The sequence below is a fragment of the Actinomyces urogenitalis genome (assembly GCF_002861525.1).
Taxonomy (GTDB): Bacteria; Actinomycetota; Actinomycetes; order Actinomycetales; family Actinomycetaceae; genus Actinomyces; species Actinomyces urogenitalis.
This window is the reverse complement of sequence record NZ_PKHA01000008.1, coordinates 38451-53920: the sequence shown is the minus strand read 5'-3', so window position 1 is coordinate 53920 and position 15470 is coordinate 38451. Positions and strand designations below refer to the sequence as shown.

Below are 15470 nucleotides of genomic sequence, written 5' to 3'. Positions count from 1 at the left end.
CTCGCTAGGAGGTGACCGGCCGTCGTCGTACAGACGTAGCGCTGGCTCCAGGCGCCAGCTGCCGGATCAGCGCTTGGAGTACTGCGGAGCGCGGCGGGCCTTGTGCAGACCGGCCTTCTTGCGCTCGACGATACGAGCGTCGCGGGTGAGGAAGCCGGCCTTCTTCAGCGTGGCGCGGTTGGCCTCACGGTCGATCTCGTTGAGGGCGCGGGCGATGCCCAGGCGCAGAGCGCCGGCCTGGCCGGAGATGCCACCACCGTTGATGCGGGCGATGACGTCGAAGCGGCCCTCGAGGTCGAGGATGGTGAAGGGGGCGCGCACGAGCTGCTGGTGCAGCTTGTTGGGGAAGTAGTCCTCCAGGGTGCGGCCGTTCAGCGTCCACTGGCCGGTGCCAGGAACGAGGCGCACGCGGGCGACGGCCTCCTTGCGGCGACCCAGGCCAGCACCGGGAGCGGTGATGGACTGGCCACGGCCCTCAACGGAGCCCTCGGTCTCGGTGGTGTAGCTGGAGGGGGCGTTCTCCTCGTCCAGCGCGTCAATGTCGACAGTGGTCTCAGCCACGATATGTCCTTTGCTTGTCGCGGGGTGCCGAGCGCTGGAGCGCTTACTGGGCGACCTGGGTGATCTCGAAGGCCTGCGGGTTCTGGGAGGCGTGCGGGTGCTCCGCGCCGGCGTACACCTTGAGCTTCTTCAGCTGGGCGCGACCGAGCTTGGTGTGCGGAACCATGCCCTTGACAGCCTTCTCGACGGCGCGCTCAGGGCGGGTCGCGAGCAGCTCACGGTAGGAGACCGCGGTGAGGCCACCGGGGTGGTTGGAGTGGCGGTAGGCGAACTTCTTGTCAGCCTTGCCGTTGGTGAGGGCGACCTTGTCAGCGTTGATGATGATGACGTAGTCGCCGCAGTCCGCGTTCGGGGCGAACTGGGGCTTGTGCTTCCCACGGAGCAGGGTCGCAGCCTGGGCCGCGAGGCGGCCGAGGACGACGTCGGTGGCGTCGATGACGTACCAGTTCTTCTCGACGTCGCCGGGCTTCGGTGTGTACGTGCGCACGGGCGTTGCCTTCGTTTCTCTTGGCGAGTGGACACGCCGGAACCAGCGCTCTAAGCAACGCTGTCCAGCGAGACCACCATGGTCAGGTGAGTGGTCGGAGCACTGGCGTACCGGGGCGAGTGGGACGGCACCGCGGAAGCGCACATACGTGCTGCACGACGATTGCCCACCATACCGGCGCGCCTATGAGAGGGTCAAAAGGTTGACGGCTCCTTGCCCCGTGAAACCCGCCACGTGGGGCGCACCCTCAGCAGCCACAGTCGTCATCGCCCGGCCCCGGCAGGCTGCGCACCACCCGGGCACGGCGTGCCTGGGCAGCGAGCTCGCTGTCGGGCGGGTAGACGACCTCCTCCAGCGTCAGTCCGTAAGGCGGGGCTACCGGCGCCGCCTGGTCCCGGCTACGCGCCGCCAGCAGCCGGGCCGGCCAGGAGACCGGCTGACGCCCCTGGCCGACGGCGAGGCCTGCCCCCACCAGCGAGCGCACCATCGAGTGGCAGAAGGCGTCAGCCACCACGGTGAGCGTGACCAGCCCGGCGTCCGGCCCGCTGGAGGCGCGTTGCCAGTCCAGGCGCCTCAGGGTGCGAATCGTCGTCGCCCCCTCGCGCGGCTTGCAGTAGGACAGGAAGTCGTGCTCACCCAGCAGGCCTCGCGCTGAGAGCGCCATGGACTCAACATCGAGGGCCTGCCCGACCCACAGCACCTGGCCGCGCCGGCACGGGTCGTAGGCCCTGCGCCCCTGAGACGGCGCGCCGTCGTCGATGCGGTAGACATACCGCCGCTCCAGCGCTGAGAAACGCGCGTCAAAGTCGGCCGGGACGCGCCTGGCGCCCCGCAGGACGACGTCACTCGCTCCGCGGGCGAGCGCGCCGATGAGACCGTTCTCGGCGGCACGCTGGGCCTGACGGGCCAGCACGCCCGTCACGCGCGCCAGCAGCGCCTGGCCTGGCTCACGATCACTGCGGCCCGGCAACGCCTGCCAGGCGCGCTCGCTGACGTCCAGGTGGGCCGTCTGCGCCGCGGCGTGCACGCCGGTGTCCGTCCGGCCCGCCACCGTCAGCCGCACCGGCTCGCGCAGCACGGTTGCCAGGGCGGCGGTCAGCTCGCCTTCGACCGTGCGCAGGCCAGGCTGCGCCGCCCATCCCTTGAAACCTGCGCCGTCATAGGCCAGGTCGAGGCGCAGCCGCAGGCGCTCCTCGGTCTCCGGCACGCGGTCAGGCAGGCCAGGCTGCGGTCTCGGGGCGGGCGGACGGGAGGACGTGGATGGGGCAGGCACGTGGCTATTCGACCACATGAGGGCGTAGCCAGGTACGGTCGCCTCATGACCAGTGACACCACCCTGTCCGTGGACTGTGGCGGAGGCGGCATCAAGGCCTCGGTCCTCGATGCCGAAGGCGCTATCATCTCCCGGGCCGTGCGCACCCCCACTCCCTACCCGTTGCCGCCGAGCAAGCTGGTAGAGACCATCGCGGGCCTAGCCCAGCAGCTGCCTGACGCCGACCGGATCACGGTCGGGATGCCCGGGATGATCCGCCACGGCGTCGTCATCGCCACGCCCCACTACATCACCCGTGACGGACCTCGCTCCAAGGTGCTGCCTGAGCTCGTGGAGCAGTGGGCGCGCTTTGACATGGGCAAGGCCGTCAGCCAGCGCCTGGGAGCCCCGGCCCTGGTCCTCAATGACGCTGAGGTCGCCGGTGCAGGAGTCGTCACGGGCCACGGCAGCGAGATGATCGTCACCCTTGGAACAGGCCTGGGCAACGCCGTCTTCGACAACGGCGTCCTGGCGCCCCATGTTGAGGTCTCCCAGGGGCCTGTGCGCTGGGGACTGACCTACGACGACTACATCGGCGAGCACGAGCGCCTGCGCCTCGGCGACGCCCACTGGTCGCGGCGCGTGCGACGGGTCGTCGACGCGCTGCGCCCGATGTACATGTGGGACCGCCTCTACCTGGGCGGCGGGAACTCCAGGAGGATCGCCCCGCTGCAGCTGTCCCGGATGGGCTCCGACGTCGTCGTCGTTCCCAATGAGGCGGGGATGACCGGCGGGGCCCGCTGCTGGTCCATGGCCCGGTACTAGGGCCGCGTTGCCCTTGACCGACGGCGCCGCAGGCCACGGCCGCCCGCCAACGGCAGCGGAACGCCCCTCAGACGCACGGAAGGCCCGCCTGGCTGAGCAGCCAGGCGGGCCTTCCGTGTTCCTCACGCCGTCAGACGCGAGGCAGGCTCAATCAGGCCTCCTCGACCTTCTGGGCGGCAGCGCCACCGGCGGGAGCGAAGCCAGCGGCCTCGGCGTCCTCGGCGGAAGCGAACCAGACCTCAGCCACGGTGGCGTCGTACCAGCGCGAGCCGGGAACGTGGTACTTCATGGAGTCCTCGTTGCCCTTGACCTTGTGCTCGTCGTCAGGAGCCTCGGCCGAGCCCTCCTCCAGACGCACGGCGCCGGCGTACTCCTTCTTCGCCTCAGCGGCGGGAGCCTCGGTCTTGTCCTCCTTGGCCACGGCGGCCTCGGCAGCGCGCTTGGCGGTCGCCACGGCGTCAGCCACGACCTCCTGCTTGGCCACGGGCTCCAGGACCAGCGAGATGACGGCCATGGGGGCGTTGTCACCCTTGCGCGGCGCGGTCTTGACGATGCGCGTGTAGCCACCCTCACGGTCGGCCAGCTTCGGGGCGATCTCCTCGAAGAGGCGGTAGACGGCGAACTTGTCCGTGACCTTCTTCAGGACGGTGCGGCGGGCGTGAAGGTCGCCGCGCTTGCCCTTGGAGATGAGCTTCTCGACGTAGGGACGCAGGCGACGGGCGCGAGCCTCCGTGGTCGTGATGGACTCGTGGATGAAGAGCTGGGTCGCGAGGTTCGCGAGGATGTGGCGCTCGTGCTGGGCGGAACCGCCCAGGCGGGGTCCCTTGGTGGGGCGAGGCATTGTTGTCTCCTAGGTGAATGACGAGCGGGCTCAGGCCTGCTGCTCGTCGCTGAACGTGGGGTTGGTGTAGTCGTCGTCCGCGATGTAGTCGACCGAGGAGCCCTTGAGGGACAGCCCCAGCTCGGCCAGCTTCTCCTTGATCTCGGAGATCGACTTGGCACCGAAGTTACGGATGTCGAGGAGGTCCGCCTCGCTGCGCGCGACGAGCTCACCGACGGTGTGGATACCTTCGCGCTTGAGCGCGTTGGAGGAACGGGCCTGCAGGTCCAGCTCGTCGATCATGAGGGCGAGGTCCTGCTGCAGGGCCTGGTCCATCGGCGAGGGGCCGACCTCGATGCCCTCGGCCTCGACGTTGAGCTCGCGGGCCAGCCCGAAGAGCTCGACGAGGGTCTTGCCGGCAGAGGCAAGAGCGTCACGAGGGGTGATGGAGGCCTTCGTCTCGACGTCAACGACGAGACGGTCGAAGTCCGTGCGCTGCTCAACACGGGTAGCCTCGACGGCGTAGGAGACCTTCTTGACCGGCGAGTAGATCGAGTCCACCGGGATGCGGGAGATCTCCCCGTTGGGGTCCTTGTTCTGGTTGGCCGAGACGTAGCCACGACCGCGCTCGACGGTCAGCTCGATCTCCAGCTTGCCCTTCTCGTTGAGGTTGGCGATCACCAGGTCAGGGTTGTGGATCTCCACGCCAGCCGGAGGCGTGATGTCACCAGCGGTGACAACGCCCGGACCGGACTTACGCAGGTACATGACGACCGGCTCGTCGTTCTCGGACGAGAGCACGATCTCCTTGATGTTGAGGATGATCTGGGTGACATCCTCCTTGACGCCGGCGATGGTGCGGAACTCGTGGGGAACGCCGTCGATACGCACACTGGTTACGGCTGCGCCTGGGATGGACGACAGCAGCGTGCGCCGCAGGGAGTTGCCCAGGGTGTATCCGAAGCCGGGCTCGAGAGGCTCGATGACGAACCGCGAGCGGCGGTCCTCCTCGACGACCTCCTCGGAGAGCGTGGGTCGCTGTGCAATGAGCACTGGGTTTCCTTTCGTCGCGGCGCCCGCTATATGACGCCGTTCCTCATCGGTGGTGCAGCCGCCCGGGGCTCGGGCCCTGCACCCGCTGGCCGCCGGTGGCGGCAAGCGGCTGGTGGCCGACGACGTCGCTGACCGTCAGGAGAGCGACGGCGTCGGCCAAGGAGTCTCAGACGCGACGGCGCTTGGGCGGGCGGCAGCCGTTGTGGGCCTGGGGGGTGACGTCCGTGATGGAGCCGACCTCGAGGCCAGCGGCCTGGAGGGAGCGGATCGCGGTCTCGCGGCCGGAGCCCGGGCCCTTGACGAAGACGTCAATCTTCTTCATACCGTGCTCCTGGGCGCGGCGAGCGGCCGCCTCAGCAGCGAGCTGGGCGGCGTAGGGGGTCGACTTACGCGAGCCCTTGAAGCCGACCTGGCCGGAGGAGGCCCAGGCGATGACGGCGCCGTTGGGGTCGGTCAGGGAGACGATGGTGTTGTTGAAGGTCGACTTGATGTAGGCGTGACCGTGGGTCACGTTCTTCCGGTCCTTGCGACGCGGCTTACGCACGGTGGTGCGGCTCTTGGGAGGCATATTTCCTTCTTCGATCTAGGTCGTCGTTCCATGGCGGGCAGCCGTGCCCGCGCTGTGGACTACTGCTTACTTGGCCTTCTTCTTACCGGCCACGGTGCGCTTGGGGCCCTTGCGGGTACGCGCGTTGGTCTTGGTGCGCTGGCCGTGCACGGGCAGGTGACGGCGGTGACGCAGACCCTGGTAGCAGCCGATCTCGATCTTGCGGCGGATGTCCGCCTGGACCTCGCGGCGCAGGTCACCCTCAACCTGGTAGTTGGCGTCGATGTGGTTACGCAGCAGGACGAGCTCGTCCTCGCTCAGGTCCTTGACGCGGGTGTCCGGGTTGACCCCGGTAGCGGCGAGGGTCTCGTGCGCGCGGGTGCGCCCGATTCCGAAGATGTACGTGAGGGCGACCTCGACTCGCTTCTCGCGAGGCAGGTCGACACCGGAAATACGTGCCACGGTGTGGTTCTCCTGTGTGTTCCCGGAGGTCGTCGCCCACCTCCTCCGCCTCGTGCGGCGGCCCCGGCCTCCAGGAACCGAGGGTTGCGATCGGCTGGACCGAGTCGCTGGGGTGGGTGCTTGTCAGTGGCCGCCAGGCTGGCGACCTGCGTCGGGACTCAGCCCTGACGCTGCTTGTGCCGCGGGTTCTCGCAGATGACCATGACACGGCCGTGGCGACGAATCACCTTGCAGTTGTCACAGATCTTCTTGACGCTCGGCTTGACCTTCATGATGTTCCTCCGTCCCCCTCGCGGGGAGGACTGTCACTTGTACCGGTAGACGATGCGGCCACGGGACAGGTCGTAGGGGCTGAGCTCCACGACCACCCGGTCCTCGGGGAGGATGCGGATGTAGTGCTGCCGCATCTTTCCGGAGATGTGCGCGAGCACCACGTGCCCGTTGCTCAGCTCCACCCGGAACATTGCGTTCGGAAGGGCCTCGACGACCGATCCCTCGACCTCGATGACGCCGTCCTTCTTAGCCATGTTCCTCCATCGGTGCTTTCTCGCTCGAGTGGCCCGACGGCGTCGCCGCCAGGCAGCGCGCCCTGGTGACTCACGTTCCCTCACTGAGGGCGCGCGGGACTCTTCAGACGCACCAAGTGCCAACGATACGGCACACGCCGGGGACCTCACCATGCGAGAAGCCGCACACTGACGGTGTTCCCCAACACAGCGCTCCGGCGCCGCCGTCGCGGCCTAGCGCAGGGGACGCGGCTCGATGCCGTAAGGCGCCAGGCCCTCCACACCGCCGTCGGAGGCAGTGAGCACCCACACTCCCCCGGGCACGATCGCCACGGTGTGCTCCCACTGGGCGGCACGCGAGCCGTCCTGAGTCACCACGGTCCAGCCGTCGTCGAGCTCGCGGACCTCGCCGCTGCCGGCCGTGAGCATAGGTTCGATGGCCAGCACCATGCCTGGCCGAAGCCGCGGGCCCTTGCGTCGCACCGAGTAGTTGAGGACGTCGGGGTCCATATGCATCGCGGTGCCGATGCCGTGACCGACGTAGTCCTCCAGGATGCCCAGGCTCACGCCCTCACGCTCGCTGACCTGCGCCACCACGGCCTCGACGGCGTCGCCAATGGCGTTCAGCCGTGTGGCGCGGCCCGTTGTCTCACCGGCCGCCGCCCGCGCCACGGCGGCGATGGCCGCCCACAGAGCCTCACGCGTGGCACAGTCCAGCACCCGGTCCACGCGGTTGGCGTAGCGTCCGCCCACAACCGTGGTGAAGGCAGCGTCACCGTGCCACTGGGTACCAGACTCATCCAGGACGTAGGCACCACAGTCGAAGGTGACCAGGTCTCCCTCTTCCAGCACGCGGGGTCCGGGGATGCCGTGAACGACCTCGTTGTTGACCGAGATGCACACGGTGGCTGGATATCCCTCGTAGCCCAGGAAGTTCGAGCCGGCACCGGCCTTGTCGATCACCGCCGCGCTGACGGCGTCGAGCTCGGCCGTGGTGATGCCAGGACGCACCGCCTCACGCAGCGCCGAGTGGATGTCGGCGACCACCAGGCCGGCCCGGCGCATCTGCGCCACCTGCTGCGGTGTCTTGATCTCGATCTGCTCGCGTCCCAGCACGAGGCTCCTTTCGGCGTCGGTCGGCAGCCGCCCAGGCCGCCGGGTATGACGACGGCGGACCATCCCGTCTCTCAGGTGGTCCGCCGTCGTAGGTTGTCAGGCCTGAACGCCCCGCGAGGCGAGGGCGCTCATGATGCGCTCGGTCACCTCGTCAATGTCGCCGATGCCGTCCACACGCACCAGCAGCCCCTTGGACTCGTAGAGGGCGGCCAGAGGCTCGGTCTGCTCGGCGTAGACCTCCAGGCGACGGCGGATCACCGGCTCAGTGTCGTCGGCGCGGTTCTGCTCCGTGGCGCGCTTGAGCAGACGCTGGACCACGACCTCGGCCTCGGCCGTGATCTCCAGGACGACGTCCAGGGCCAGGCCGCTCTCGGCGAGCATGGCGTCGAGCTCGTGGACCTGGGCCTCGGTACGCGGATAGCCGTCAAGCAGGAAGCCCTGCGCGGCGTCGTCGGCAGCAAGACGGTCCTTGACCATGGCGTTGGTGACGGAGTCCGGGACGTACTCACCGGCGTCCATGTACTTCTTCGCCTGCTGGCCGAGCTCGGTGTTGCCCGCGACGTTGGCGCGGAAGATGTCACCGGTGGAGATGGCCGGGATGCCCAGACGCTCGGAGATACGTGCGGCCTGGGTGCCCTTGCCGGCCCCGGGAGGGCCGAGGAGGACCATACGTGCGCTCATGAGAGGAACCCTTCGTAGTGGCGCTGCTGAAGCTGGGAGTTGATCTCCTTGACCGTCTGCAGACCGACGCCGACCATAATGAGGATCGTCGTACCACCGAAGGGCAGGTTCTGGGACAAGCCCAGCCAGATCACTGCCAGGGTCGGCAGCAGGGCGAGGACCAGCAGGTAGACCGAGCCAGCGGTAGTCACGCGGTTGATGACGTAGGAGAGGTACTTGACGGTCGGCTCACCGGCGCGGATACCCGGGATGAAGCCGCCGTACTTCTTCATGTTGTCCGCGATCTCCTCCGGGTTGAAGGTGATCGTGGTGTAGAAGAAGGTGAAGAAGAGGATGAGCAGGCCGTAGCCCACGAGGTAGACCGGGTCGGTCTGGCGCAGGTTGGCTGAGATCCACTGGACCCAGGAGCTCGTCGGTGAGCCGAACTGGGCGATGAGCTGAGGCATCGCCAGGATCGAGGACGCGAAGATCACCGGGATCACACCTGCGGTGTTGATCTTGATCGGGATGTAGGTGGTCGAGCCGCCGTACTGACGCCGCCCGATCATGCGCTTGGCGTACTGGACCGGGATCCGGCGCGTGGCCTGCTCAATGAACACCACGGCCACGGTCGCCAGCAAGATCACGGCCAGGACCGTGAGGAACTTCGAGGCGCCCCCGTTGCCACCCAGAATCGAGAACAGGTTCTGTGGCATGCGTGCCACGATCGACGTGAAGATGAGCAGCGACATACCGTTGCCGATGCCCTTCTCCGTGATGAGCTCACCCAGCCACATGATCAGTCCGGTACCGGCGGTCATCGTGACGATCATGAGCCCGAGGTTCACCGCCGAGGAGTCCGGGATGACGGCCACGGAGCAGCCGGTGAACAGGTTGCCGGAGGAGGCCGTGGCCACGATGGTGGCCGACTGCAGCACGCCCAGGCCGATGGTGAGGTACCGGGTGTACTCCGTCAGCTTGGCAGTACCAGCCTGGCCCTCCTTGTGGAGCTCCTCGAAACGAGGGATGACCACGCGCAGCAGCTGGATGATGATCGACGCCGTGATGTAGGGCATGATGCCCAGCGCGAAGACACTCAGCTGCAGCAGAGCGCCGCCGGAGAAGATGTTGATCAGGCTCAGCAGCCCGGCGTCCTGGCTCTCACCGATGCACTGCTGGACGTTCTTCATGTCCACGCCCGGGGTGGGCAGAACCGAGCCCAGCCGGAACAGCGCCATGATGCCCAGCGTGAAGAGGAGCTTCTTCCTCAGGTCGGGCGTGCGGAACGCCTGCATAAACGCGCTGAGCACTCGAACTCCTGTAGGTGGCGGGAACAAGGGTGACCACGACGGGCACAGGGCGCCCTGCGCGGGGTACCGACAGGCACCGTGCGCCACACTACAACGACAGCACAGGCAGTAGTCCAGCCATCAGCAATTCCTGACGGGGTATAGGTCACGCTCCTGTGCGCTTGGCCGCGCCGGGTGAGTGGCATGGCGCGCCGTCACCGCTGCCACGCGGTGGGTACGTCTGTGCCCCGCAGACAGCACGGTCCCCGGCTACCGGAGAACCGGTAGCCGGGGACCGTGCTACTGATCAGATCAGCGTCAGCGAGCCGTGATGGACCCACCGGCAGCCTCGATCTTCTCCTTGGCGGAGCCAGACCAGGCGTCGACCGTGATGTCGAGCTTGACGTTAACGTCACCCGTGCCGAGGACCTTGACCAGGCGGCCGCCGCGGACGGCGCCCTTGGCCACGAGGTCCTCGACGCTCACCACTCCACCCTCGGGGAAGAGCTCAGCGATGCGACCGACGTTGACCGGCTGGAACTCGACGCGGTTGGGGTTGCGGAAGCCGCGAAGCTTGGGCAGACGCATGTGCAGCGGCATCTGGCCACCTTCGAAGCCCGCACGAACCTGGTAACGGGCCTTGGTGCCCTTGGTACCACGTCCGGAGGTCTTACCCTTCGAGCCCTCACCACGACCCACGCGGGTCTTGGCCTTCTTCGAACCGGGGGCCGGACGCAGGTGGTGCAGCTTGACGACCTGGACCTTGTCCTCGTTCTTCGTGCTGTCAGCCATCTCAGGCCTCCTCAACGGTGACCAGGTGGGCCACCGTGGCGATCATGCCGCGCACCGAGGGGTTGTCCTCACGCACGACGGACTGGCGGATCTTGCGCAGGCCCAGAGACTGCAGGGTCTCGCGCTGGCGGCGGGTGCCGCCGATGCCCGAACGGACCTGCGTGATCTTAAGCTGCTTGTTCTCAGTGGCGGAAGCCATCACGCACCCACTCCTTCAGCGGCCTTCTCGGCCTCCTTCTTCTCGGCCGCGGCGCGCTTGTCAGCCTCGCCCTCGGCGCGAGCCCGCAGCATGGACTGCGGGGCGACGTCCTCCAAGGGCAGGCCACGACGGGCGGCCACGCCCTCCGGCTGCTCGAGCTGCTTGAGCGCCGTCACCGTCGCGTGGACGATGTTGATGGCGTTGGAGGAGCCGAGCGACTTGGACAGGATGTCGTGGACACCGGCGCAGTCCAGCACGGCGCGCACCGGACCACCGGCGATAACACCGGTACCCGGGGAGGCCGGACGCAGGAGGACGACTCCGGCGGAGTCCTCACCCTGGACCAGGTGCGGGATCGTGCGGCGGATCATCGGGACGTGGAAGAAGTTCTTCTTCGCGATCTCGACGGCCTTGGCGATGGCGGCGGGAACTTCCTTCGCCTTGCCGTAGCCGACGCCGACCGTGCCCTCACCATCACCCACGACGACCAGGGCCGTGAAGGTGAAGCGGCGGCCGCCCTTGACGACCTTGGACACGCGGTTGATGGTGACGACGCGCTCGATGTACTTGTCGTCGTTGCCACGGCCGTTGTTACGGTCGCGGCGGTCGTTGTTGCGGTTGCGACGGCCGCGGCCCTCGCCGCGACGCTCGTCGTTCTCGTTGCGGGCCGAGCCGTCGGACGACGCGGACCTGTCTCGCTGCGGTGCAGCCATCAGATGTTCCTCTGCTTTCTCGTCGTCTGGCTCAGAGCTTCAGGCCGCCCTCGCGGGCGCCGTCCGCGACGGCCGCAACGCGACCGTGGTACTTCATTCCGCCACGGTCGAACACGACCGCCTCGATGCCCAGGGCCTTGGCGCGCTCGGCGACGAGCTCGCCCACCTTGTGCGCAGCACCGACCTTGTGGCCCTCGGCGCCCTTGACGGCGTCCTCAAGCGTGGAGGCGGAGCACAGGGTGTGGCCGATGGTGTCGTCGATAACCTGGGCAACCATGTGACGGTTGGACCGGGTAACGACCAGGCGCGGGCGCTCGGCGGTACCGTGCACGTGCTTGCGCACGCGCTGGTGACGGATCTTGCGGGCAATGGTCTTGGACTTGCCCCTCTTGATCGCGTAAGCCATGGTCACTTACCAGCCTTTCCGACCTTGCGGCGCACGTTCTCGCCGGCGTAGCGCACGCCCTTGCCCTTGTAGGGCTCCGGGGGGCGGATCTTGCGGATGTTCGCGGCGACCTCGCCGACCTGCTCCTTGGAGATACCGGAGACCTCGATCTTGAGGTTGCCGTCAACCTTGAGGGTGATGCCCTCAGGAGCCTCGACGACCACGGTGTGCGAGAAACCGAGCGAGAGCTCGATGCCCGTGCCCTTCTGAGCAGCGCGGTAACCGGTGCCGACGATCTCGAGGTTCTTGGTGTAGCCCTCGGTCACGCCGATGATCATGTTGTTGATGAGCGTGCGCGACAGGCCGTGCAGCGAGCGGGACTCGCGCTCGTCGTTGGGACGGGTCACCAGGATGGTGCCGTCCTCCTGTCGCGTGACGCTCAGCGGCTGCGCGATCGTGCGCGACAGGGTGCCCTTGGGGCCCTTGACGGTCACGTCGTTGCCGTTGATGGTCACGTCCACTCCGGCGGGAACCGGAACGGGAAGACGTCCAATACGAGACATTGCTATTCCTCCGTTCCTTGTTTCACCAGACGTAGGCGAGGACTTCGCCGCCCACGCCCTTGGACTCAGCCTGCTTGTCGGTCAGGAGGCCGGAGGAGGTGGACAGGATGGCCACCCCCAGGCCGCCGAGGACCTTGGGCAGGTTCGTGGACTTGGCGTAGACGCGCAGGCCGGGCTTGGAGACGCGCTTGAGGCCCTGAATGGCCCGCTGGCGGTTGGCTCCGTACTTCAGGCTCAGCGTGAGCGTCTTGCCGACCTGGGCGTCGGAGACCTCGAAGTCGGCGATGTAGCCCTCGGCCTTGAGCATCTCAGCGATGCTCACCTTGAGCTTGCTCGACGGCATCGAGACGGCGTCGTGGTAGGCGTTGTTTGCATTACGCAGACGGGTCAGCATGTCTGCGATCGGGTCTGTCATAGTCATGAGTGGGCCTGCGCCCTTCCTCGTCGTGGTTTCCTCATCGGACCTGCGACGTAAGTTCTTACCAGCTGGACTTGCTCACGCCGGGGAGCTGGCCGCCAAGGGCCATCTCGCGCAGGCAGATACGGCACAGGCCGAACTTGCGGTACACCGAGTGCGGACGGCCGCAGCGCTGGCAGCGCGTGTAGGCACGAACAGCGAACTTCGGCTTACGGTTGGCCTTCTCGATCAGAGCGGTCTTCGCCATGTCACTTCTCCTTGAAGGGGAAGCCGAGCTGCTTGAGCAGCGAGCGGGCCTCCTCGTCGGTCTTGGCCGTGGTCACCACGGTGATGTCCATGCCGCGCACGCGGTCGATGGAGTCAGCATCGATCTCGTGGAACACAGCCTGCTCCGTGAGACCGAAGGTGTAGTTGCCGTTGCCGTCGAACTGCTTCGGGGACAGGCCGCGGAAGTCGCGGATGCGGGGAAGCGAGATCGAGATGAGGCGGTCCAGGAACTCCCACATGCGGTCGCCGCGCAGCGTGACGTGCGCGCCGATCGGCATGCCCTCACGCAGCTTGAACTGCGCGATGGACTTGCGGGCCTTGGTGACCTGGGGCTTCTGACCGGTGATCGCGGCGAGGTCGCGGACCGCGCCCTCGATCATCTTGGAGTCGTGAGCAGCCTCGCCGACACCCATGTTGACGACGACCTTGACGACGCGCCCGACCTCCATCACGTTGCCGTGCTGGAACTCGCTGAGCAGGGCGGGGCGCACCTCCTCGGCGTACTTGGTCTTCAGACGGGGGGTGGTGTTCTCAGCCATGGTCACAGGTCCTCCCCGGACTTCTTGGCGTAGCGCACACGGACGGTGCGCTTGGCGCCGTTGGGGCGCTCGCCCTCCTCGACGCGGAAGCCCACACGGGTGCGCTCCTTGGTCTTGGGGTCGACGAGCATGACGTTAGAGGCGTGGATCGGGGCCTCAACGGTCTCGATGCCACCGGTCGTGGCGCCCTGAGCGGACTGGCCCACGCGGGTGTGCTTCGTGACGCGCTGGACGCCCTCGACGACCACGCGGTCCTTGCTGGGCAGGACCTCCAGGACACGGCCGGTCTTGCCCTTGTCCTTACCGGCGATGACGATGACCTGGTCGCCCTTCTTGATGCGTGCCATGTTCAGATCACCTCCGGGGCGAGCGAGACGATGCGCATGAACTTCTTCTCGCGAAGCTCACGGCCGACGGGACCGAAGATGCGCGTACCGCGCGGGTCGCCGTCGTTCTTGAGGATGACGGCTGCGTTCTCGTCGAAGCGGATGTACGAGCCGTCCGGACGCCGGCGCTCCTTGCGGGTGCGCACGACGACCGCCTTGACGACGTCGCCCTTCTTGACGTTGCCGCCGGGGATGGCGTCCTTCACGGTAGCGACGATCGTGTCGCCGATGCCCGCATAGCGCCGACCCGAGCCGCCGAGCACACGGATGCACAGGATCTCCTTGGCACCGGTGTTGTCGGCGACCTTCAGTCGCGACTCCTGCTGGATCATTGGGTGTTCTCCTGTCGTCGAGCCGGTTCTCGACAGCCCTGGTGGGGCGCGAGCCTGGCCGAACGTTCCTTCTTCTCATGCACGCTGCTCCCCCGCCGAGGCGTGGGAGTCCGCGGCGCGTGGCTCCCGGCAGACACAGGCGCACAGGGCGCGAGGTCTCTGCTAGGCGCACTACGGGCGCGCGCAACTCCCACAGCCTAGTGCAACCGCATGATTCTGCGGAACCGGGGCGAGGCGAAAGCGCCTGTGCCTTTGCTCACCGCACCGCAAACCTCCGCTGGGCGCGCACGCGACGACGCCGCCGCCCCCTGACGGGAGGCGACGGCGTCGCTGTGTATCCAACGCGAGGCGTCAGATCACTTGGCCTTCTCGGCGATCTCGACCAGGCGCCAGCGCTTGGTGGCGCTGAGCGGACGGGTCTCCATGATGACGACGAGGTCGCCGACACCGGCCTCGTTGTTCTCGTCGTGGACCTTGACCTTGGACGAACGGCGCAGGACCTTGCCGTACAGGGAGTGCTTGTAGCGCTCCTCAACCTCAACGACGATGGTCTTGTCCATCTTGTCCGACACGACGTAGCCGCGGCGGACCTTGCGCTGGTTGCGCTCGGTGGTCTCGATATTCTGCTCGCTCACTTGGACTCCTCCGTGCTCGGAGCGGTACGGATGCCGAGCTCACGCTCGCGCACGATGGTGTGGATGCGGGCGATGTCGCGACGCACGGCCTTGAGACGACCGTGGTCCTCCAGCTGACCGGTCGCGGACGCGAACCGGAGGTTGAACAGCTCGGCCTTGGCCTTGGAGAGCTCCTCAGCGAGGCGCTCGTTGTCCATGGCGTCGAGGTCGGTCGGGGTCAGGCCCTGGGAGCCGATAGCCATCAGACGTCACCACCCTCACGAGTAACGAAACGGGTCTTCATCGGAAGCTTGTGCTGCGCACGGCGCATCGCCTCACGGGCGAGTGCCTCGTCGACACCGCCGAGCTCGAACAGGATGCGTCCGGGCTTGACGTTGGCGATCCACCACTCAGGAGCACCCTTACCGGAACCCATGCGGGTCTCGGCGGGCTTCTTGGTCAGAGGACGGTCCGGGAAGATGTTGATCCACACCTTGCCGCCACGCTTGACGTGACGGGTCATGGCGATACGGGCCGCCTCGATCTGGCGGTTGGTGATGTAGGCGGGCTCGAGAGCCTGGATGCCGTAGTCACCGAAGGCGATCTGGTTGCCGCCCTTGGACAGGCCCGAACGGTGCGGGCGGTGCTGCTTGCGGAACTTGGTCCGGCGAGGGATGAGCATGG

General features: G+C 67.3%; 26 protein-coding genes. 1 reads left to right on the top strand and 25 read right to left on the bottom strand.

Annotated features, from left to right (window positions below):
- Positions 1 to 66: 66 nt before the first annotated feature.
- The 3 genes from rpsI to truA all read right to left on the bottom strand — a co-directional run bounded on the left by rpsI (position 67) and on the right by truA (position 2321).
- Positions 67 to 561 (bottom strand): 30S ribosomal protein S9, encoded by a 495-nt coding sequence (rpsI, locus tag CYJ26_RS08020; RefSeq protein WP_006548415.1) that lies wholly within the window; start codon positions 559 to 561, stop codon positions 67 to 69.
- A 43-nt stretch (positions 562 to 604) separates the two neighbouring features.
- Positions 605 to 1048: a 50S ribosomal protein L13 gene (gene rplM / locus CYJ26_RS08015; RefSeq protein ID WP_006548414.1), complete on the bottom strand. Its 444-nt coding sequence runs from the start codon at positions 1046 to 1048 to the stop codon at positions 605 to 607.
- Between the two features lie 247 nt (positions 1049 to 1295).
- A complete protein-coding gene (gene truA, locus CYJ26_RS08010; protein WP_412186031.1) occupies positions 1296 to 2321 on the bottom strand; it encodes a tRNA pseudouridine(38-40) synthase TruA in 1026 nt (341 codons plus the stop codon).
- 45 nt (positions 2322 to 2366) lie between these two features.
- Here truA and CYJ26_RS08005 point away from each other — a divergent pair, with 45 nt between their 5' ends.
- Positions 2367 to 3125: an ROK family protein gene (locus CYJ26_RS08005; protein ID WP_006548410.1), complete on the top strand. Its 759-nt coding sequence runs from the start codon at positions 2367 to 2369 to the stop codon at positions 3123 to 3125.
- 151 nt (positions 3126 to 3276) lie between these two features.
- Here CYJ26_RS08005 and rplQ read toward each other — a convergent pair whose 3' ends face one another.
- The 22 genes from rplQ to rplP form a co-directional block, all read right to left on the bottom strand.
- Positions 3277 to 3966: a 50S ribosomal protein L17, sunset domain variant gene (gene rplQ / locus CYJ26_RS08000; protein ID WP_006548409.1), complete on the bottom strand. Its 690-nt coding sequence runs from the start codon at positions 3964 to 3966 to the stop codon at positions 3277 to 3279.
- Positions 3967 to 3996: 30 nt separating this feature from the next.
- Positions 3997 to 4998, bottom strand: a complete 1002-nt coding sequence (locus tag CYJ26_RS07995; protein ID WP_006548408.1) for a DNA-directed RNA polymerase subunit alpha — start codon at positions 4996 to 4998, stop codon at positions 3997 to 3999.
- Between the two features lie 166 nt (positions 4999 to 5164).
- A complete protein-coding gene (rpsK, locus tag CYJ26_RS07990; protein ID WP_006548407.1) occupies positions 5165 to 5566 on the bottom strand; it encodes a 30S ribosomal protein S11 in 402 nt (133 codons plus the stop codon).
- Positions 5567 to 5632: 66 nt separating this feature from the next.
- The gene (gene rpsM, locus CYJ26_RS07985; RefSeq protein WP_006548406.1) at positions 5633 to 6007 is read right to left on the bottom strand and encodes a 30S ribosomal protein S13; all 375 of its coding nucleotides are present in this window, start codon (positions 6005 to 6007) and stop codon (positions 5633 to 5635) included.
- Between the two features lie 158 nt (positions 6008 to 6165).
- Complete coding sequence (rpmJ, locus tag CYJ26_RS07980; RefSeq protein ID WP_005987264.1) at positions 6166 to 6279, bottom strand: 50S ribosomal protein L36; 114 nt, start codon at positions 6277 to 6279, stop codon at positions 6166 to 6168.
- Between the two features lie 33 nt (positions 6280 to 6312).
- Positions 6313 to 6534 (bottom strand): translation initiation factor IF-1, encoded by a 222-nt coding sequence (gene infA / locus CYJ26_RS07975; RefSeq protein WP_003781847.1) that lies wholly within the window; start codon positions 6532 to 6534, stop codon positions 6313 to 6315.
- A gap of 213 nt (positions 6535 to 6747) precedes the next feature.
- Positions 6748 to 7629, bottom strand: a complete 882-nt coding sequence (gene map / locus CYJ26_RS07970) for a type I methionyl aminopeptidase (RefSeq protein WP_024036727.1) — start codon at positions 7627 to 7629, stop codon at positions 6748 to 6750.
- Between the two features lie 96 nt (positions 7630 to 7725).
- Positions 7726 to 8310, bottom strand: a complete 585-nt coding sequence (locus CYJ26_RS07965) for an adenylate kinase (protein WP_024036726.1) — start codon at positions 8308 to 8310, stop codon at positions 7726 to 7728.
- Positions 8307 to 9599 (bottom strand): preprotein translocase subunit SecY, encoded by a 1293-nt coding sequence (gene secY, locus CYJ26_RS07960; RefSeq protein WP_006548403.1) that lies wholly within the window; start codon positions 9597 to 9599, stop codon positions 8307 to 8309. Before secY ends, CYJ26_RS07965 begins: the two co-directional genes overlap by 4 nt.
- A 297-nt stretch (positions 9600 to 9896) precedes the next feature.
- Positions 9897 to 10370, bottom strand: a complete 474-nt coding sequence (rplO, locus tag CYJ26_RS07955) for a 50S ribosomal protein L15 (RefSeq protein ID WP_006548402.1) — start codon at positions 10368 to 10370, stop codon at positions 9897 to 9899.
- Position 10371: 1 nt separating this feature from the next.
- Positions 10372 to 10569 carry a 50S ribosomal protein L30 gene (rpmD, locus tag CYJ26_RS07950; RefSeq protein WP_006548401.1) on the bottom strand — a complete coding sequence of 66 codons (198 nt, stop codon included), beginning with the start codon at positions 10567 to 10569 and terminating at the stop codon, positions 10372 to 10374.
- Entirely contained in the window at positions 10569 to 11282 is a 714-nt protein-coding gene (rpsE, locus tag CYJ26_RS07945) for a 30S ribosomal protein S5 (protein ID WP_006548400.1), read from the bottom strand. Before rpsE ends, rpmD begins: the two co-directional genes overlap by 1 nt.
- A 31-nt stretch (positions 11283 to 11313) precedes the next feature.
- A complete protein-coding gene (gene rplR / locus CYJ26_RS07940; protein WP_024034508.1) occupies positions 11314 to 11688 on the bottom strand; it encodes a 50S ribosomal protein L18 in 375 nt (124 codons plus the stop codon).
- A gap of 2 nt (positions 11689 to 11690) precedes the next feature.
- Entirely contained in the window at positions 11691 to 12230 is a 540-nt protein-coding gene (gene rplF, locus CYJ26_RS07935; protein ID WP_024034507.1) for a 50S ribosomal protein L6, read from the bottom strand.
- Between the two features lie 22 nt (positions 12231 to 12252).
- Positions 12253 to 12651, bottom strand: coding sequence for a 30S ribosomal protein S8 (gene rpsH, locus CYJ26_RS07930; RefSeq protein ID WP_006548397.1), 399 nt, complete (start codon positions 12649 to 12651; stop codon positions 12253 to 12255).
- A 58-nt stretch (positions 12652 to 12709) separates the two neighbouring features.
- Positions 12710 to 12895, bottom strand: a complete 186-nt coding sequence (locus CYJ26_RS07925; RefSeq protein ID WP_006548396.1) for a type Z 30S ribosomal protein S14 — start codon at positions 12893 to 12895, stop codon at positions 12710 to 12712.
- A 1-nt stretch (position 12896) separates the two neighbouring features.
- Positions 12897 to 13454, bottom strand: a complete 558-nt coding sequence (rplE, locus tag CYJ26_RS07920; protein ID WP_006548395.1) for a 50S ribosomal protein L5 — start codon at positions 13452 to 13454, stop codon at positions 12897 to 12899.
- A gap of 2 nt (positions 13455 to 13456) precedes the next feature.
- Positions 13457 to 13801 carry a 50S ribosomal protein L24 gene (gene rplX, locus CYJ26_RS07915; protein ID WP_006548394.1) on the bottom strand — a complete coding sequence of 115 codons (345 nt, stop codon included), beginning with the start codon at positions 13799 to 13801 and terminating at the stop codon, positions 13457 to 13459.
- 2 nt (positions 13802 to 13803) lie between these two features.
- Positions 13804 to 14172, bottom strand: a complete 369-nt coding sequence (gene rplN, locus CYJ26_RS07910; protein ID WP_006548393.1) for a 50S ribosomal protein L14 — start codon at positions 14170 to 14172, stop codon at positions 13804 to 13806.
- A gap of 356 nt (positions 14173 to 14528) precedes the next feature.
- The gene (gene rpsQ / locus CYJ26_RS07905; protein WP_006548392.1) at positions 14529 to 14807 is read right to left on the bottom strand and encodes a 30S ribosomal protein S17; all 279 of its coding nucleotides are present in this window, start codon (positions 14805 to 14807) and stop codon (positions 14529 to 14531) included.
- Positions 14804 to 15049: a 50S ribosomal protein L29 gene (rpmC, locus tag CYJ26_RS07900; protein WP_006548391.1), complete on the bottom strand. Its 246-nt coding sequence runs from the start codon at positions 15047 to 15049 to the stop codon at positions 14804 to 14806. Before rpmC ends, rpsQ begins: the two co-directional genes overlap by 4 nt.
- Positions 15049 to 15468, bottom strand: coding sequence for a 50S ribosomal protein L16 (gene rplP, locus CYJ26_RS07895; RefSeq protein ID WP_006548390.1), 420 nt, complete (start codon positions 15466 to 15468; stop codon positions 15049 to 15051). The genes rpmC and rplP overlap by 1 nt, the downstream gene beginning before the upstream one ends.
- Positions 15469 to 15470: the final 2 nt, after the last annotated feature.

Coding starts and splice junctions, on each gene's coding strand:
- rplE (WP_006548395.1), bottom strand. CDS start 13,454: ATGGCTGAGAACACCACCCCCCGTCTGAAGACCAAGTACGCCGAGGAG.
- rpmJ (WP_005987264.1), bottom strand. CDS start 6,279: ATGAAGGTCAAGCCGAGCGTCAAGAAGATCTGTGACAACTGCAAGGTG.
- rplQ (WP_006548409.1), bottom strand. CDS start 3,966: ATGCCTCGCCCCACCAAGGGACCCCGCCTGGGCGGTTCCGCCCAGCAC.
- CYJ26_RS08005 (WP_006548410.1), top strand. CDS start 2,367: ATGACCAGTGACACCACCCTGTCCGTGGACTGTGGCGGAGGCGGCATC.
- rplN (WP_006548393.1), bottom strand. CDS start 14,172: ATGATCCAGCAGGAGTCGCGACTGAAGGTCGCCGACAACACCGGTGCC.
- infA (WP_003781847.1), bottom strand. CDS start 6,534: ATGGCTAAGAAGGACGGCGTCATCGAGGTCGAGGGATCGGTCGTCGAG.
- rplP (WP_006548390.1), bottom strand. CDS start 15,468: ATGCTCATCCCTCGCCGGACCAAGTTCCGCAAGCAGCACCGCCCGCAC.
- rplR (WP_024034508.1), bottom strand. CDS start 11,688: ATGGCTTACGCGATCAAGAGGGGCAAGTCCAAGACCATTGCCCGCAAG.
- rpsE (WP_006548400.1), bottom strand. CDS start 11,282: ATGGCTGCACCGCAGCGAGACAGGTCCGCGTCGTCCGACGGCTCGGCC.
- rplF (WP_024034507.1), bottom strand. CDS start 12,230: ATGTCTCGTATTGGACGTCTTCCCGTTCCGGTTCCCGCCGGAGTGGAC.
- rpsK (WP_006548407.1), bottom strand. CDS start 5,566: ATGCCTCCCAAGAGCCGCACCACCGTGCGTAAGCCGCGTCGCAAGGAC.
- rpmC (WP_006548391.1), bottom strand. CDS start 15,049: ATGGCTATCGGCTCCCAGGGCCTGACCCCGACCGACCTCGACGCCATG.
- CYJ26_RS07925 (WP_006548396.1), bottom strand. CDS start 12,895: ATGGCGAAGACCGCTCTGATCGAGAAGGCCAACCGTAAGCCGAAGTTC.
- CYJ26_RS07965 (WP_024036726.1), bottom strand. CDS start 8,310: ATGAGCGCACGTATGGTCCTCCTCGGCCCTCCCGGGGCCGGCAAGGGC.
- rplX (WP_006548394.1), bottom strand. CDS start 13,801: ATGGCACGCATCAAGAAGGGCGACCAGGTCATCGTCATCGCCGGTAAG.
- rplO (WP_006548402.1), bottom strand. CDS start 10,370: ATGGCTGACAGCACGAAGAACGAGGACAAGGTCCAGGTCGTCAAGCTG.
- rpsH (WP_006548397.1), bottom strand. CDS start 12,651: ATGACTATGACAGACCCGATCGCAGACATGCTGACCCGTCTGCGTAAT.
- rpmD (WP_006548401.1), bottom strand. CDS start 10,569: ATGGCTTCCGCCACTGAGAACAAGCAGCTTAAGATCACGCAGGTCCGT.